This window comes from Methanobrevibacter sp., assembly GCF_017409525.1.
GTDB lineage: Archaea > Methanobacteriota > Methanobacteria > Methanobacteriales > Methanobacteriaceae > Methanocatella.
The window spans coordinates 25421-42257 of sequence record NZ_JAFQSO010000008.1 but is presented as its reverse complement, the minus strand read 5'-3'; the positions used below and the strand labels follow the sequence as shown (position 1 = coordinate 42257).

The following is a 16837-nucleotide window of genomic DNA, read 5'->3' as shown; positions in this document are numbered from 1 at the left end:
TCTTAAGGTGTTTTATGTTTTTAAAAAATATTTCTAAATTTATTTCAAACTATCGTTATGAACAAGCAACTGTGGAGTCCATCACCACCGTAAAAGCTGCTTTTTTAGATTTTTTTGGAGTAACTTACCGTGGCGCAAATGAGAATGCTTCAAAAATAGCTTTTAATACAGTTGAAGAAATATTTTCAGGAAACTCCAAGCTAAACTTAAAGGCTTCCGTAATCGGAAGGAATTTAAAGACTGATATTTTAAGTGCAGGTTTTCTAAACGGTGTTTCTGCCCACGTATTGGAATTGGATGATGGTCACAGAGGTGCTCAAATCCATTTGGGTTCAGTTATATTTCCAACAGCTTTAGCAATCTCCGAAAGTTATGATTTAAGCGGAAAAGAATTTTTAGAAGGAGTCATTGTTGGATATGAAGTTGGAATCTTGCTTGGCAAGATGGTAAATCCAATGCATAGGAATAAAGGATTTCATACAACCGGCACTATTGGTGCTTTTGTTGCAGGTACCGTCGCTTCAAAACTGTTGAAACTTGATGATAATCAAATTTTAAATGCATTGGGCCTATGCGGAACTCAAGCTGCAGGACTTTTGGAATCAGATCACGGAGGGTCCATGGGCAAGTCACTTCATGCGGGAAAAGCAGTATATAATGGAATCTTGTCTGCAATTCTTGCGAGAAATGGATTTACCGGCAGTGGCACTATTCTAGAGGGAAATGAAGGATTTTTAAAAACAATGGTCTATGATGGCTATGATGTAGATAATTTTTCTTTTGAAGATATCATAAAAGATATAGGAAAGGTAAGAGTCAGAGACATCTACTTTAAGAAATACCCATTTTGCAGACATATTCACTCTTCAATCGACACGGCTTTAAAGCTTAAGGCAAGTATAGGTGATGAATATGAGCATATAGAGAATATTGCCGTAAAAACGTATTCCGTTGCGGCCGAACATAATAATTTCAACCCTAAAAATATTGAAGAGTTAAAGCAATCATTGCCTTATGCCGTTGCAATATCGCTAGTCGTCGGCGAAGTCACTGTTGATGATATAAATCAATTAATTGAATTTGGCCTTTTGGATAACTATTCCACTGTCGATAAAGTCAACAGCATTAAAGATTTGGTAAACAGGATGATAATTCTTTCAGATGATCAGTTAAATGAACTGTATCCTGAAAAACGACCGTCTAATGTTATTATTAAATTAGACAAGGCATTCAGAAATGGTGTATTTCAGAATATTACATTGCTTCCAAAAGGCGATTTTGAAAATCCATACCAGTTAAGTGAATTGATTGACAAATTCAAATCCAATAACCCTTTATATGATATAAGAAATCTTACGGTAATAGATTCGCTAGAAGATTATTCCATGAAATATGTCGTTGAAAAGTTGAATGGTAGATAATATGGACGATACTAAAGAATTTTTAAAGAATGTTGGAATTGGAGAAGTTCGGGACGATTTTAAATCATCCAAACGTTTTAGTGATGGTGGACAATATCGTTTTGAAGTTCCGGGAATTCAATCTCCAATTGCAATGAGTGCACTTTTAAAGGAATCCTTTAAAAACAATATTTTTATCCACAGAGTTACCCAAACAAAAGGAATAATGCTTTTAAGTGATGATGAAATAAAAAAGATGGTCGATTTGGCTATCAATTATGGTTGTGAGTTGTTTTTATCAGTGGGTCCAAGAGCAACATATGACACGTCAGCCACTGCCCACACTAAAGAGGGAAGCAGAATTGGATATAGGCTTAGGGGTTATGACAACTTAGTTTATGCTATTGAGGATGTAAAGAGGGCATGCGATCTTGGCGTTCGAGGAATATTGTTGTATGATGAGGGATTGCTTTGGGTTTTAAATAAAATGAGGATTGAAGGTGAAATTCCAAAAAATGTCCATTTTAAATTATCTGCCCATGCAGGACATGCAAATCCTGCTTCTGCAGTAATGCTTGAAGAAATGGGTCTTAATTCTTTAAATCCAGTTAGGGATTTGCAAATTCCTATGATTGCAGCAATTAGAAATGCCATCGACATTTCTTTAGATTTGCATACGGAAAATCCCAAGTCCACTGGCGGCTTTATAAGGCATTATGAAGTTCCTAGTTTCATTGATGTTGCCAGTCCGGTTTATTTGAAAACTGGAGGGTCTGTTGCCGCAAATCATAATTGGGATACAACAGAAAAAGAAGCAATAGCTCGCATAAAGCAAGTTGTGCTGGTCAAAAGAGTGATTGATTCTTATTGTCCTGATGCTGTTGCATCTCCTAATCAATCTAGTGATTTATCAATTCCTGAGTGATTATATGGATATTTTAGACGATATTTCCGATTCAATCATTAAAGCATCCACCACCTTGTCTGAAGATAAATTGAATGCACTAAATAGGGCCATTTTGAAAGAGAATAATGAAAATGCCCGTTGGGCCTTATCACAAATTTTAGAAAATTATGAAGTTAGCCAAAAGACCAGATTCCCGTTATGTGATGATACTGGAATTCCTCATGTAATCATAGAGTTGGGTTCACAAAGGGAAGTTTCAGGGGAGCTAATAAATCAAATTCATGAAGGAATAGCTTTGGGCTTAAATAATCTTCCTGCAAGACCTATGGCGGTAAAGGGTGGTGAAATTGAAAGAATTGAGCAAAGTGAAGGTTTATTTGAAAAACCAGGCATGCTCAAGCCAGCTTCAATTTTAATAGATTCCAGAAATGATGAATCGAGTTACAGGAGAGATATCTCTCCGGATACATTGAATATTCATTTTATCCTTGAAGGTGGAGGTCCGGAAATCAGGGCTAAAACATTTAGGGTATATCATAAGCGCTCTTTTTCAAATGTTATCGATACGGCCTGTGGTTGGTTAAAAGATTCGTTGAGGGCATTGGGTTGCACTCCATCAATTCCGTCTATTGGAATTGGAAGAACACACTATGAAGCGAATGCGCTTCTTTTAAAATCAATCGCCTATGGCAATTTGGATGATATGAGTGAAATTGAAAAACAAGTTACCTCTAAATTAAATGAAACAGGTATTGGTCCATTAGGTTTTGGGGGAAATGCCACTGTTTTAGGTTCTTATGTTAACATCGGCAATCAGAGGGCAAGTGGGGTTAGAATTGTTGCTGTTAGGCCGTCATGTTTTGTCGAACCGAGAGTAGCAACATTAAAATTGTAAGAAAATATATTAATTATTAATTGAGATTAAGGATACATTAAAATGCAAGAAAATAATTTTAAAGTCAACCAGCATTCTTTAAAAACAGCTATATCTAAAGTGGAAACAGATAAAATTGTCACTAGAGGTTATAATCAGAGGGATTTGATTGAAAAGATTAGATATAGTGATATGGTTTATTTAATTTTAAAAGGAAGGCTTCCTTCAATAACCGAGGGAAGAATATTTAATCAGGTTTTGGTTTCATTCTGTGATCACGGGGCGACTCCTCCGAGTACTCAGACAGCTCGTCTTGTCGCATCATCCGGTTCGCCTTTAAATTCGGCTGTAGCAGGAGCATTTTTATCTTTTGGTCATAAACATGCTGGAGCCATTGAAAAAACAATGGAGTTGTATCAATCAAAGATTGGTTCTTTGTATTTGACTGAAGACTCAAACATTGACAATAAGCAGATTGCCAGTTTGGCTATTGAAATTTTCAATGAGTATATCGTTGGTGATAAAAAGATACCCGGTTTTGGACATAGGTATCATAATGTTGACCCGAGGGCGGATAAATTGATGGAGCTTGTAATTAAGCAGGGCTTTGTTGGACCCCATATCAAACTTGCTCTTGCCGTTGAAGACTTGGCATATGAAAAAAAGAAAATTAGACTCAATGTGGATGGTGCCAATGCAGCCATATTATCTGATTTGGGTTTTACTCCAGATTTGGGTTTGGGAATTTTCATGATAGGCAGACTCCCAGGCATTATTGCTCATATTCATGAAGAAAAAATGGATGAAGAAGAATTCAGGCGTTTTTGCGATTTGGATGATATAATTTACGAAGGTTGAAGATAAAATGGAATTTATAGATGTTATTAAAGAACGTTATAGTGTTAGAGGCTATTTGGATAAGGAAGTGGAGAAAGAAAAGTTGGAATATGTTCTAAATGCAGCAACAATCGCTCCAACAGGAGTCAATGCGCAGGCATTTAAAGTCTATGTAATTGACACCAAAAAATATAAGGAAGAATTATCCAAAATCTATGCTGCTAAATGGTTTACTGAGGCTCCTTATGCTTTATGCGTTGTTGCACAAAGGGATAAGGCATGGACAAGACCTTGGGATGGAAAAAACATCGCTGATATAGACGCAACAATTGTAATGGATCATATGATTCTTGCAGCTTGGGATGTTGGTCTTGGAACATGTTATATAGGTGCATTTAAAAAGTATGAGGCTCACAAGTTCTTGGACTTGGATGAAAATGAGGAGCCGGTATTGTTCACCCCTTTAGGTTATGGTAATGCAGAGCCTCGTGATACTCCAAGAAAAGAATTGGATGAATTTGTAGTTTATAAAGATTAATATGAAGCTATTGATATTGGGTGCAGACACTCCCAAAGAAATGAAAAAGATTTCAGAGGAGTTGTCCCAAAAAAAATTCAAGTTGGTTGATGAAGACAAGAATTTCATCTTGATGAGAAAGAGAAGATATGGCAATCTATTGATACATGCAATATGTTTAATCATTGCATTGTCTTCAATTTCTTTTCTGATTTTCGTGAATGTTGGTTATTTCATGTATTCATATATATGGGCTTCTCCAAATGTTTTGATTACAACGGAAAAGGTATCTGAAGAGGGTGAACCTCTGGAATTCAGTGACATGGATGAAGTATTGAATAAGGCCAATGCTATTCTATGATTTCATCTACGCTATACTCTTCTATTTTTCTTATTAGCAATGGCTTTTTGCCGTTTAGGTATTCTGATTCCTCACCTATTTTCGCATCAAGGAACACTTCATCAACGCCAGGTTCTGTAAACAGGCTCATGATGTCTGAGATGAATTCATCATAGTCCTTTTGAACATTTTCATCACTGAAACCCAGTCGTGGAAGCTCTTCTGTCCAAATGTCGCTTCCGGGTGAAAATTTTTTATCTTTAAGTTTATTATTTTTTATTTCACCGTCAAGTGTTAGTGAAAAGTTTTCATTTAAAATAATCAAAACTGCTCTATCCATGTTAATAACATCTGGATATGATGATATAAATACTATGAAGTTTAGTTTGTGTTAAGTGTTATATGGTAAATAGTGAATTTTTCAACCTCACAAAGAAAATCAAATTTATGAAAGATTTTGTATTTTAAAAAGTTAATAACTATAGTAAACTATATTTAACAAAACAATGTAACTTTTAATAAAGATTTTAGGAGGTGAAAATATGAGATTAAATAAGAGCTTAATAGCTATCTTTGCCGTATTTGTTGTAATCATGAGTGCAACTGCAGTTTCAGCGGTTGACGATGCTGGCGACATTATTGCAGATGATGACACAACAATTGATGATGACACAACAGACGGTGAAGGTGATGAAGGAACTGATGATGCAGACCTTGAGGATGACACTGATGAAGAGGAAATAGGCGAGGATGGAAATCTCACAGAACCGACAGATGATGTGATGGCGTTGGGTTCTGAAAGTCCAGAAGGTTCTGAAAGTCCAGAAGGTTCTGAAAATCCAGAAAACTCCGATAACCCTGTGAACAGTCCAGCTACTGGTAATCCGTTAGCAGTATTAGTTGCTGCTATGGCTATAATTGGGGCTGGTTTCATAAGAAGTAGAAAATAATCTTTCTATTTTTTGCTTTATTTTTTTTTAATCTAAAAAAGAATATGCAAGGTTTTAAAAGCTCAAAATTATAATTTTTCAATATTTTTTCATCATAATTGTGTATACCATCTTTTTCTAAAATAATCCATATATTTTTCATGAAAAATTTTAATAATAACATTCTTAAACATAATATTATGGCAAACGTTAAAATGTTTAAATTATTGGGTGTAATGTTAGCATTGGCATTGATTATTTGGGGAATTTATCCGTTTTTTAATCATCAACCGATAACAAATGATGTTATTGCTACTGCAATAGTTTTGATTTTGATTGCTGTTGCATATATGGTGATATTATTTAATCCTAGTTGGACTAAAGCAGTATTTTTCTTTGAAGGTATTATCATTGCTGTTGCAGGGTATGCATTTTTGGAATATCCATACAACATAGAACTCATTGTAGTGGGTTTGATTATTATAGTAATATCAATTCTTGCTTATAAACGGAAATTACCGTCTGGTATCCTGAAATGGTTTTATAGATAATTGATTTATCTTTTATTCTTTTTTTTCTATTATTTTTTCATGTAAATTTTATAATTTGAATGCTTTTTTTTATTCTAATTTAAATTTTAGCTATTTTTACAAATATTAAATAGTAAAAGATATATATATTGCACAATAAAAATAAATACACCATGGTGATTTATTATGGCAGAGATATCAGACGCAATCGCAATGATAAAAAAAGCTGAAGCGGATGCTGAACAACTTATTATTGATTCAGAATCTCAATCAAAAGATTTAATTGCTGAATCAAGATTAAAAGCTGAGGAAATTGTTTCTGAAGCTAAAATTGCAGCAGAAGAAGAAGCTAAAAATACTGTTTTTGATGCAGAAGATAAAGCTAAAATAGAAGCACAATCAATTGCTGAGCAGTCTAAAGGTGATGTTAAAGCCTTAAAAGACAAAGCTATGGCAAATGTTGATGATGCTGCTTCAATTATTGTCAAAAATATTTTGTAGTGTGAGATTATATGTTCAAGACAGCTAGAATGCGTAAAATTAGAATTGTTACACTGGACAAGTATGTAGCTCCTACAGTGGATGCTCTCCACGAATCCGGGCTTATACAAGTCAGTGATATTTCTGATAGCGTTCAGCAAGATCCTGAATTAGCGGAGTTAGTTACTCCTGCAAAAGCTACTCCATATACTGGAAAATTATCTTCTCTTCTTATGAAAACAAACGGTATATCTGAACTATTAGGAAATTCTTTATCAGAAGGCCATGGGTTAAAAGACTTAGCAATGTCTTTTATTAGTCCAGATTTACCTGTTCAAAAAGAAGTAGAGGCTTTAGATACGGAAGCTTTCATTGAAAAAGCTGAAGACACTTTAGCTCAAGTAGAGGGTAAAACAAGCGTTATTGAAGGAAAACTAGCCGCACTCGACGCTGAAACAAGTGAACTAAAGTCTAATAAAAGTTTGGCTAATCGCTTATCTAATTTTGACATGGATTTAGCTCTTTTAAAAGATTCAAAGTACACTTCTACTACTGTTGGTAGGATTAATGCTGAATCTACTTCAGAAATCAAAAATGAATTAAGTAACTTGACAGACGAATTAGAAGTATTTACAGTTCCTATGGATGATAAAGATGGAGAAATTATCACTGTAGTGACATTAAAAGAATTTAGTGATGATGTTTATTCAACACTTCGTAAATTCGACTTTGAGAAAATTGAAGTAGGTGATGTTGAAGGTACTCCTCAACATATTATTTCAAAAGCTGATTCCAGATTGTTAACCATTGAATCAGAACGTGATGCTGTTAAAAAAGAATTAAGAGCAGTTGCTGAACAATGGGATGATGAGATATTGGCTCTCAAAGAACAATTAGAAAATGAAAAAGAAAAGAACGAAATCCTTTCCTCTTTTGTTCAAACTAAAGATTCTTATGTGCTTGAAGCATGGGTGCCTGTAAAAGACACTGAAAAAGTTGAACAATTAGTTGAAAAATGTTCTGAAGGCCACTGTGCTTTCGAATTAATTGAAGTCGAAGGTACAGATGATGAAGACGTTCCTGTTTTACAACAAAACGGATGGTATGCAAAACCTTTCGAATACCTCGTTGATATGTACTCTCCAGTACGTTATAACGAAATGGATCCAACAATATTTGTTGCAATCACCTTCCCATTATTCTTCGGTTTCTGTTTAACCGATGCAGTTTATGGTTTGGTAGTAGCGGCCATTGGTGTTGTTTTATTGAAAGGTCTAGGAAAAATCAAAGAATCAATGCATTCTTTCGGTTGGATTTTAATCTGGTCCGGTCTGTGGGCTGTTATACTGGGTTTGTTGACCAACGGTTTCATTGGGGATTTCCCGGAAAGAATAGCAGGTTTCCGTTTACCGACAGTATTTGCGCCAGTTGAAGCATTCAAACACCCGGACACTATTTTGTTAATCGCTATTGCTCTCGGTCTTATATATGTAAATATAGGATTTATCATAGGTGCAATCAATAACTTAAGATATGGCAATACTAAAGAGGCTATCGGTTCTCAAATCGTTTGGTTTGTTTTCGAAGCGGGTATTATTTTCCTTGCATTAGGATATATGGGAATGCTCGGTATGATTGGCTTGATTTTGGGCGGAATATTAATAATTGCTGCTCTTGGAATGTTAGTATGGGCTAACGGCGCATATGGTTTAATGGATGTCTTCGGTTTCATGGGAGACGTTTTATCATTTGCTCGTCTTTTAGCATTATGTTTGGCTACTGGCGGTATCGCTATGACAGTAAACATCTTAGCTGTAATGATAAACGGTATGGTTCCATTTGCAGGAATAGTGCTTGCAATAATCATATTCATATTTGGTCATATTGCAAACTTTGCTTTCCAAGTATTGGGTGCATTTATTAACGCTTTACGTCTTAACTATGTTGAGTTCTTCTCACAATTCTTCATGGCAGGTAAAGGAAAATTCGAAGCTTTCAAAGCAAAAAGAACATTTACTAAAGTTAAAAATTAAAATTTTTTCATTTACATAATTTAAATTATTAAAAATCAATATTATTCAAAAGGTGAATTAAATATGGTAGCAGAAATTACAGGTACTGCTTTAGCAGCTATTGGTGCTGGAGTAGCAATTGGTTTTGCCGGATTAGGTTCTGGTTTAGGGCAAGGTATGGCAGCTGCAGGTTCTGTAGGTGCAGTTGCAGAAGACAACGACATGTTTGCTAGAGGTATTATTTTCTCTGCATTGCCAGAGACCCAAGCTATTTACGGTTTCTTGATTGCAATTTTGTTATTAGTTTTCTCAGGTTTATTAGCTGGTGACTTAACTAAATTGGACATTAATGTTGGTATTGTAGCTATTGGTGTCGGTGCAGCAATTGGTTTTGCTGGTTTAGGTTCCGGTATGGGACAAGGTATGGCAGCAGCATCCTCCGTTGGAGCTGTTGTTGAAGACAACGACATGTTTGCTAGAGGTATTATTTTCTCTGCATTGCCAGAGACCCAAGCTATTTACGGTTTCTTGATTGCTATCTTGCTTATGGTATTCAGTGGAATGTTGGCCGGTTAAGGAGGCAATTTATATGAGCTCAGGCACAGATAAAATTGTTTCAAGCATTATGTCTGAAGCCCAAGAGAAAGCTGATGTAATCATTCAAGATGCAAATGCTGATGCTTCAGCAATCACAGCAAAAGCTGAAAAGACAGCAGAAGCAGAAAAGCTTAAAATTTTAGAAAACGGTAAAAAACAATCTGATATGAGATATCAGCAAATTATCTCTGAAGCTAAGATGAATGCTCGTAGAGCAAAATTAGGCGCTAAAGAAGAAGTAATCGATGCGGCTTTCAATCAAGCAACTGGAGAATTAAAAGCAAAAGCAGCTGATGGGGATGATGAATATAAAGATTCATTAGCCAAAATGATTCAAGAGGCTGCTAATGAAATTGGACATGATGATTTAATTATCCATTTAAACGAAGCCGATACAAATAAATTTAAACAAGATTTATCTTCATCTGATAGCTTTGAATTAGGTGGCATTAAATTCACTTTAGGTGAACCTATAGATGTCATTGGTGGAGCTATCTTAAAAACTAGTAATGGAGATATTGAAGTAAATAATACTATTGAAGCTAGATTAGATAGATTTAAAAGTGCATTACGTAGTGAAGTTGCAGAAATTTTATTTAAATAATTAGGAGGATAAATTATGGTAGATAATGGTACAGCACTAAGCGCTCTTGGACTTTCACCGGAGGCAACACTTGTCTTTTGTATTGTTGCAGTGCTTATTGTTGGTGCGATTGTTGTAATTATTGCATCTAGACCAATTTTGGACATTTATCCTTATTTCAACCCAAGTGCAAGAGTAAGAGCTAGAAAAGGAAGACTCTTTGATGAAAAGCAAATTTCTGAACTCATTGAAACTAATGATGTTGAGGAAGTTGAAAACTACCTTAGAGGTTTTCCTGATTATGCTGATGTTTTAGATGAATATCCTCTTGATAAAGCATTAGATGTAGAACGTGCTAATACTTATGACTTTATCGCAGGTTTAGCTCCTAAAGACATTAAAGATCCATTTGTCGTAATGTCTAAAAAAGCAGATATAGATAACATTAAAAGTCTTTTAACTGCTAAAGAGGTAGGCCTTACAACTGAAGAAACTAAGGAATTATTAATTCCTCGCGGATCATTATATGGTGATTTAGAATCTTTAGTTGATGCCGATAATGTAACTGATATAGTCACAAGTTTAGATAACACAGAATATGCTACAGCTTTAGAAGATGCTCTTCCACAATATGAAGATACTAAAATGATTCTTCCATTGGAATCCGCTTTAGATAAATATTATTTGGGCAAATTATTACGTTCCACTGATGTTCCTTCCGATGAAAACAAACAAATATTATATTCTTATGTTGGAACACAAGTCGATGTAGCTAATCTTAAACTAATTATAAGGGCAAAAGAAGATGGCCTTGACTACGATGCAATCTCTCCTTATATATTAGAAGAAGGATACCAATTACGTGAATGGAAACTTAAAGATTTAATGGAATCCCCTGATGTTACCAATGTGATATCAGGATTAGAGGGAACAAAATATGCTGATGCATTAGCCGATGCAATGCCTGTTTACAATGAAACAGGTTCAGTTGCAGTATTCGAAAAAGCATTAGACGTTTACGCTTCTAAATATTCAAAATCTTTAGCATCTAAAAAACCATTAGGTATTGGTCCAATTATTGGTTATTTAAGTCAAAAAGAAAATGAAATTAAAAATTTAAAAATCATTGCAAGAGCAAAAAGAGAAGCAGACTTCCCTAATTCTAAAATCATGGAGATGTTAATATGAGTTCAGTAGCAGTTATTGGTGATATTGACACCGTTTCAGGATTTAGATTGGGTGGTGTCAAGCAAGCAGAAGTAGTTAATACTTCAGAAGAAGCTATTGCAGCTTTTGATAAATTTTTAGAAGACGAAATTTCAATTATTATTATTACACAAGAAATGGCAAATCAAATCAGAGATTATACTAGTAGAAAAATTGGTTCTGATGTTTTACCTATGATAATTGAAATACCTGATAAGGATGGGTCCTCTGAAGGTTCATCTGATCAAATAAATGACCTTATTAAAAGAGTTATCGGGGTAGAGATGGTTAAATGATTATTGAAGGAAATATTATTAAGATCGCTGGGCCTGTTATTGTCGCAGATGGTATGAGAGGGGCTCAGATGCTTGAGATGGTTAGGGTAGGTGACGAGAAGCTTATTGGTGAAATCATTGAGCTTGAAGGTGACACCGCAACTATCCAAGTATATGAAGAAACAGCCGGTATCCAACCGGGTGAAGTAGTTGAATGTACTGGCGGAGCATTGTCAGTTGAACTTGGTCCTGGTGTAATGAGTTCCATTTTTGACGGAATTCAAAGACCTTTAAGAATCATCAGAGAAGAGTCTGGTGATTTTATTGCAAGAGGTATTGATGTAGATTCTATCAACAAAGAGAAAAAATGGTTATTCAAGCCAGTAGCTAAAGTTGGGGATGTTTTAAAAGGTGGAGACGTGCTTGGTGAAGTTCAAGAAACCACAGCAGTTTTACACAAAATCATGGTTCCTCCAACTCTAGAAGGAGAAGTCACTGAAATTGCAGCTGAAGGCGAATACACTATATTAGAGGATATTGCTGAAGTTGGCGGTGAAAAAGTACAAATGCTCCAAAAATGGCCTGTAAAAAGAAGCCGTCCTTATGTTAGAAAATTAGACCCTGATATACCTTTGGTAACTGGTCAAAGAGCACAAGACACTTTCTTCTCTGTAGCTAAAGGTGGGGCAGCAGCTATTCCAGGTCCTTTCGGATCAGGTAAAACTGTTACACAACAACAATTAGCTAAATGGGCAGATGCAGACATCGTTGTATACATTGGATGTGGAGAACGTGGTAACGAAATGACAGAAGTACTTACTGAATTCCCATTCCTTGACGACCCTAAAACTGGAAACCCATTGATGGACAGAACTGTTCTTATTGCAAACACTTCTAACATGCCGGTAGCAGCTCGTGAAGCATGTGTATATACTGGAATTACTATTGCTGAATACTACCGTGACCAAGGTTACGACGTAGCACTTATGGCAGACTCAACCTCAAGATGGGCTGAAGCTATGAGGGAGATTTCAGGAAGATTAGAAGAAATGCCTGGGGAAGAAGGGTACCCTGCATACTTGGCATCCAGGTTAGCTCAATTCTACGAAAGAGCTGGAAGGGTAGAAACTATAGGTACTGAACCACATGTAGCATCTATTTCTGTAGTCGGTGCGGTATCTCCTCCTGGTGGGGACTTATCCGAACCTGTTACACAAAACACCTTGCGTATCTGTAAAGTGTTCTGGGCATTAGATGCATCCCTTGCGGATAAACGTCACTTCCCTTCAATTGACTGGTTGCAAAGTTATTCATTATACGTAGACAGTATTGAAGGCTGGTGGGCTGAAAATGTAGCTGCAGATTGGAGAGCAACTCGTGACCAAGCTATGAGTTTATTACAAAAAGAATCCGAGTTACAAGAAATTGTACAATTGGTTGGTCCTGATGCATTACCTGAAGCTGACCAAGCTACTTTAGAAACTACCCGTATGTTAAGAGAAGACTTCTTGCAACAAAATGCATTTGATGATGTAGATACATACTGTGCACCTGATAAACAGTACAAAATGTTAAAAACAATCCTTTTATTCTACAAAGAATCTCTTGCAGCTGTTAACAGAGGAGCTCCAATTGCAAATATTGTAGCTTTACCTGTTAAAGAAGAAATCGGTAAAATGAAATACATCCCACAAGATGTATTTGATGAAAAAATTGCAGAAATTCAAGCAGCAATTACTAAACAATGCAGTGAGGCTTAAAAATGAATACAAATATTAAAACTAGAGAATATACTACTGTATCTGAAGTCTCAGGTCCTTTGATGGTTGTTGAAGGAGTAGAAGGCGTTGGTTACAATGAAATTGTAGATATTGAAACACCTACTGGTGAAAAAAGAAGTGGACAAGTTCTTGAAGTAACTAAAGATGTTGCTGTTATTCAAGTTTTCGAAGGAACTAATGACCTAAACACTAAAGATACCAAAACAAGATTCACTGGTCAAACCGCTAAAATCGGTGTATCCAGAGACATGATGGGACGTATCTTTAACGGTATTGGTAAGCCTATTGATGGCGGACCTGAAATTATTCCTGATGAAGAATTGGATATTAACGGAGCTCCAATGAACCCAGCTTCCCGTGAATTCCCAGAAGAATTTATTCAAACTGGTATCTCTACCATTGACGGAATGAACACATTAGTAAGAGGACAAAAACTTCCTATTTTCTCAGGATCTGGTTTACCTCACAACGATTTAGCTGTACAAATTGCAAGACAAGCTAAAGTATTAGGTGCTGACGACGAGTTCGCAGTAATTTTCGCAGCTATGGGTATTACAAATGAAGAAGCTAACTTCTTTATGAGAGATTTCGAACGTACTGGAGCTTTAGAAAAATTAACAGTATTCATGAACTTAGCAGACGACCCTGCTATTGAAAGAATCTTGACTCCAAAAATGGCTTTAACCACAGCTGAATATTATGCATTCACCTTAGGCATGCAAGTATTGGTTATCCTAACAGATATGACTAACTACTGTGAAGCTTTAAGGGAAATTTCTGCAGCAAGAGAAGAAGTACCTGGAAGAAGAGGTTACCCTGGTTACATGTACACTGACCTTGCAGGTATTTATGAAAGAGCAGGACGTATTGATGGTAAAGAAGGTTCAATTACTCAAATGCCTATCTTAGTTATGCCTCAAGACGATATTACTCACCCAATTCCGGATTTAACCGGTTATATTACCGAAGGACAAATCGTATTAAGTAGGGAAATCTCAAGGAAAGGTATTTACCCTCCTGTTGACGTACTTCCTTCACTTTCTCGTTTGATGAGTGGTGGTATCGGTGGAGACAAAACTAGGGATGACCACAGTGGTGTATCTGACCAACTTTATTCTGCTTATGCAGAAGGTCGTGAATTAAGAGACCTCGTTGCGGTTGTAGGGGAAGAAGCACTTACTGAAAGGGATCAAAAATTCTTAGAATTTGCTCAAGCATTTGAAGACCAATTCATTACCCAAAGTAAAGATGAAGACAGAACAATCTTTGAAACTTTAGATCTTGGTTGGAGTTTACTTAAAATCTTACCTAAAGCAGAACTCAAAAGGGTTAAAGAAGAATTTGTTGAACAATACCTTCCAAAAGATGACTAATCTCATTACAGTAATGTAGGTGATTAAATGGCACAAGATATTATAGATGGAATTAATCCAACTCGTATGGAATTGTTATCTCTTAAAAACAGGACTAAACTTGCTGTTAAAGGGCATGGTTTACTCAAAGAAAAAAGAGATGCTTTAATTAAAGAGTTTTTTGATATCTTGGATCGTGTCAAAGGTATTCGTGAAAATGCAGAATTAAGTCTAAAAGAAGCAAATGATGCTTTACTTGAAGCTCAAATTGCAATGGGTGATTTGGCTGTTAGAAAAGCAGCATTATCTGTTAAAGAATCTATTGATGTTGAGATTACTTCAAGAAGTGTTATGGGTGTAGCAGTACCTGTAACTGATGTTAAAATGGAAGAAAGGTCCATTATTGACAGGGGTTACGGTTTCTCTGATACTACTATTCAATTAGACGAAGCTGCTAAAAAATTCGAGGAATCTGTTAAGTATTTAATCGAACTGGGTGAAGTGGAAAAAACCATTTTCCTACTCGCTGAAGAAATCGAAGCTACTAAACGTAGGGTAAATGCTTTGGAACACATTATGATTCCAAGATTCCAAAATACTGAAAAGTATATTGATATGAGACTCCAAGAAATGGAAAGGGAAAACTTCGTTAGATTGAAAATGATTAGATCAACAATTGAGAAGAATGAAAAAGCAGCTGCAAAAGCAGAGGAAGCTTCTAATGCAGAAGCTTAAATTTTTCTCTAAACTTTTCATTTTCTTCTATTTTTATTATTTTTTTATTTTAAAGTTGTATTAATTATTTATTTTTGAAAATGGTTTTTGTAATCAAGTTACTGTAAAAAAATTTTTTACTAGAAATTTTTAAATAAGGTGTAAAAAATGAGAAGAAATCCAATTGACCAATATATGAAAGACCCTGATCATAAAGCAAAATTGTTTATATGGATTACTCGTGCCATGATTATTACTACTTTTATGATAACATTGGGAGTAATATTATTTATTTTACATCTGGTTGGCTTTTTCTAGCTACTTGTTTTACTTTTTGGCTAGATGATTCTACTTTTTCATATAATTTTTCAAAATCCTCATCTTTATCAATTATTGTAAGCAATGGCTCTGACTTTTCGGTAATTGAACCTATATGGGGCAGGTCAAAAATATTGTTCAAATCGATTTTTTCATATTTCATTCTTGTTGGGGAATAAACAATTTTTTTATAGGCATAACATTTAGGTTCTGGAATTTCTATGATTTCGCCTTGACAGGCCTTGATATGTGCATCCAGCATATTAATTTCTAATGACTTTTCAACACACTCAAATGTTCCCTGAATTCGAGGATTGATTTCTATAACATATAATCCATTTTCATTAAGGATGTAGTCAACACCATTTGATCCCATTAAGTTGAATTTTCGAGCCAAATATTCTGATGTATGATTCATTGTTTTATTAACCTGGTCTATATCTTTTACTTCAGCCATTATTGATTCATCGGTTAATGGCAGGATATTCCCAATGTAGACGAAATCATTGTTTTTGTGGAAGTCATGTTGGGTAAGCAATCTTGTGTTAATCACTGTTTTTGCATCATCTTTTGATGAAAGAATTGATGAACTTACATTGATTCCACTGATGTATTCTTGAATCATGAATTGCTTTCCATTTAGTTGAATATCACTATCATTTTCTAGGAGATTTATATCATACCCTCCACTTCCGCAAAGAGGTTTTAAAATAAATTGAATGTCTTCATAATTCTTGTTTATTTCAATGGCTTCATCCATATCATTTATGCAAAAAGTCTTAGGGGTTAAAAATTCATCTTTGATATTTTTATAGAACTTGTATTTGTTTTCAATATTTTTGACATTTCCAGTTCCTAAAATCTTCTTTTGGTGTTTTTTTGAAAAATTAGATGGGGAAACACCGGAAATGGGAATGATATAATCTACTTCATCAAGGTAATCTTTAGCTAATTCCAAAAGGGCTCCGCTATTGAATTGATCTTCAAAAATGCCACAGCTCTCCCCATCAGTTTCATTAATGATGATTTTTTGATTTTCAATTTGGGGAGTGTCTGAAGTGGAAAAGTAGCTTGCGGAAAATATTTCATAATTTAATTTTAGTGCACTGTTAAGCATACTTCTTGTATCAATTCCAATAAGCAATAGCTTTTTCATAAAGTATCAATAAAAATAGTTAGTTAAAA

The 16837-nt window shown here is 35.2% G+C and carries 20 protein-coding genes; 18 read left to right on the top strand and 2 right to left on the bottom strand.

Features of this window, described 5'->3' with window-relative positions; genetic code table 11:
- Nucleotides 1–14: 14 nt before the first annotated feature.
- From IJE64_RS03830 to IJE64_RS03805, 6 genes are read left to right on the top strand one after another with little or no spacing between them, the layout of a single operon-like run.
- The gene (locus tag IJE64_RS03830; RefSeq protein ID WP_292782269.1) at nucleotides 15–1421 is read left to right on the top strand and encodes an MmgE/PrpD family protein; all 1407 of its coding nucleotides are present in this window, start codon (nucleotides 15–17) and stop codon (nucleotides 1419–1421) included.
- Nucleotide 1422: 1 nt separating this feature from the next.
- Entirely contained in the window at nucleotides 1423–2325 is a 903-nt protein-coding gene (locus tag IJE64_RS03825; RefSeq protein ID WP_292782480.1) for a peptidase, read from the top strand.
- A 4-nt stretch (nucleotides 2326–2329) separates the two neighbouring features.
- On the top strand, nucleotides 2330–3202 hold the full coding sequence (locus IJE64_RS03820) for a fumarate hydratase (protein WP_292782265.1): 873 nt from the start codon (nucleotides 2330–2332) through the stop codon (nucleotides 3200–3202).
- A 42-nt stretch (nucleotides 3203–3244) separates the two neighbouring features.
- Nucleotides 3245–4039 (top strand): citryl-CoA lyase, encoded by a 795-nt coding sequence (locus IJE64_RS03815; protein ID WP_292782263.1) that lies wholly within the window; start codon nucleotides 3245–3247, stop codon nucleotides 4037–4039.
- Between the two features lie 7 nt (nucleotides 4040–4046).
- On the top strand, nucleotides 4047–4556 hold the full coding sequence (locus tag IJE64_RS03810) for a nitroreductase family protein (RefSeq protein WP_292782259.1): 510 nt from the start codon (nucleotides 4047–4049) through the stop codon (nucleotides 4554–4556).
- Between the two features lies 1 nt (nucleotide 4557).
- Entirely contained in the window at nucleotides 4558–4896 is a 339-nt protein-coding gene (locus tag IJE64_RS03805) for a hypothetical protein (RefSeq protein WP_292782257.1), read from the top strand.
- On the opposite strand, the gene IJE64_RS03800 is transcribed toward IJE64_RS03805, so the two are convergent.
- Complete coding sequence (locus tag IJE64_RS03800) at nucleotides 4886–5215, bottom strand: hypothetical protein (protein ID WP_292782255.1); 330 nt, start codon at nucleotides 5213–5215, stop codon at nucleotides 4886–4888. The two genes, IJE64_RS03805 and IJE64_RS03800, sit on opposite strands and share 11 nt — an antisense overlap.
- Nucleotides 5216–5417: 202 nt before the next feature.
- Here IJE64_RS03800 and IJE64_RS03795 point away from each other — a divergent pair, with 202 nt between their 5' ends.
- The 12 genes from IJE64_RS03795 to IJE64_RS03740 all read left to right on the top strand — a co-directional run bounded on the left by IJE64_RS03795 (nucleotide 5418) and on the right by IJE64_RS03740 (nucleotide 15652).
- Nucleotides 5418–5825, top strand: coding sequence for a hypothetical protein (locus IJE64_RS03795; protein WP_292782253.1), 408 nt, complete (start codon nucleotides 5418–5420; stop codon nucleotides 5823–5825).
- 179 nt (nucleotides 5826–6004) lie between these two features.
- A complete protein-coding gene (locus IJE64_RS03790) occupies nucleotides 6005–6355 on the top strand; it encodes a hypothetical protein (RefSeq protein WP_292782250.1) in 351 nt (116 codons plus the stop codon).
- A gap of 165 nt (nucleotides 6356–6520) precedes the next feature.
- On the top strand, nucleotides 6521–6835 hold the full coding sequence (locus IJE64_RS03785) for a V-type ATP synthase subunit H (protein ID WP_292782248.1): 315 nt from the start codon (nucleotides 6521–6523) through the stop codon (nucleotides 6833–6835).
- An 11-nt stretch (nucleotides 6836–6846) separates the two neighbouring features.
- Nucleotides 6847–8847: a V-type ATP synthase subunit I gene (locus IJE64_RS03780; protein ID WP_292782245.1), complete on the top strand. Its 2001-nt coding sequence runs from the start codon at nucleotides 6847–6849 to the stop codon at nucleotides 8845–8847.
- Between the two features lie 63 nt (nucleotides 8848–8910).
- Nucleotides 8911–9402: a V-type ATP synthase subunit K gene (locus IJE64_RS03775; RefSeq protein ID WP_292782242.1), complete on the top strand. Its 492-nt coding sequence runs from the start codon at nucleotides 8911–8913 to the stop codon at nucleotides 9400–9402.
- A 13-nt stretch (nucleotides 9403–9415) separates the two neighbouring features.
- Nucleotides 9416–10027: a V-type ATP synthase subunit E gene (locus IJE64_RS03770; RefSeq protein ID WP_292782239.1), complete on the top strand. Its 612-nt coding sequence runs from the start codon at nucleotides 9416–9418 to the stop codon at nucleotides 10025–10027.
- A 15-nt stretch (nucleotides 10028–10042) separates the two neighbouring features.
- Nucleotides 10043–11194, top strand: a complete 1152-nt coding sequence (locus tag IJE64_RS03765; protein ID WP_292782236.1) for a V-type ATP synthase subunit C — start codon at nucleotides 10043–10045, stop codon at nucleotides 11192–11194.
- Nucleotides 11191–11508, top strand: a complete 318-nt coding sequence (locus IJE64_RS03760) for a V-type ATP synthase subunit F (protein WP_292782233.1) — start codon at nucleotides 11191–11193, stop codon at nucleotides 11506–11508. The genes IJE64_RS03765 and IJE64_RS03760 overlap by 4 nt, the downstream gene beginning before the upstream one ends.
- Nucleotides 11505–13247 carry an ATP synthase subunit A gene (locus IJE64_RS03755; protein ID WP_292782230.1) on the top strand — a complete coding sequence of 581 codons (1743 nt, stop codon included), beginning with the start codon at nucleotides 11505–11507 and terminating at the stop codon, nucleotides 13245–13247. The genes IJE64_RS03760 and IJE64_RS03755 overlap by 4 nt, the downstream gene beginning before the upstream one ends.
- Nucleotides 13248–13249: 2 nt before the next feature.
- Entirely contained in the window at nucleotides 13250–14641 is a 1392-nt protein-coding gene (locus tag IJE64_RS03750; protein ID WP_292782226.1) for a V-type ATP synthase subunit B, read from the top strand.
- Nucleotides 14642–14668: 27 nt separating this feature from the next.
- Nucleotides 14669–15355: a V-type ATP synthase subunit D gene (locus IJE64_RS03745; RefSeq protein WP_292782223.1), complete on the top strand. Its 687-nt coding sequence runs from the start codon at nucleotides 14669–14671 to the stop codon at nucleotides 15353–15355.
- A 147-nt stretch (nucleotides 15356–15502) separates the two neighbouring features.
- Nucleotides 15503–15652, top strand: coding sequence for a hypothetical protein (locus tag IJE64_RS03740; protein WP_292782220.1), 150 nt, complete (start codon nucleotides 15503–15505; stop codon nucleotides 15650–15652).
- On the opposite strand, the gene IJE64_RS03735 is transcribed toward IJE64_RS03740, so the two are convergent.
- Nucleotides 15624–16808: an ATP-grasp domain-containing protein gene (locus IJE64_RS03735; RefSeq protein WP_292782218.1), complete on the bottom strand. Its 1185-nt coding sequence runs from the start codon at nucleotides 16806–16808 to the stop codon at nucleotides 15624–15626. The genes IJE64_RS03740 and IJE64_RS03735 overlap by 29 nt on opposite strands.
- Between the last annotated feature and the right edge of the window lie 29 nt (nucleotides 16809–16837).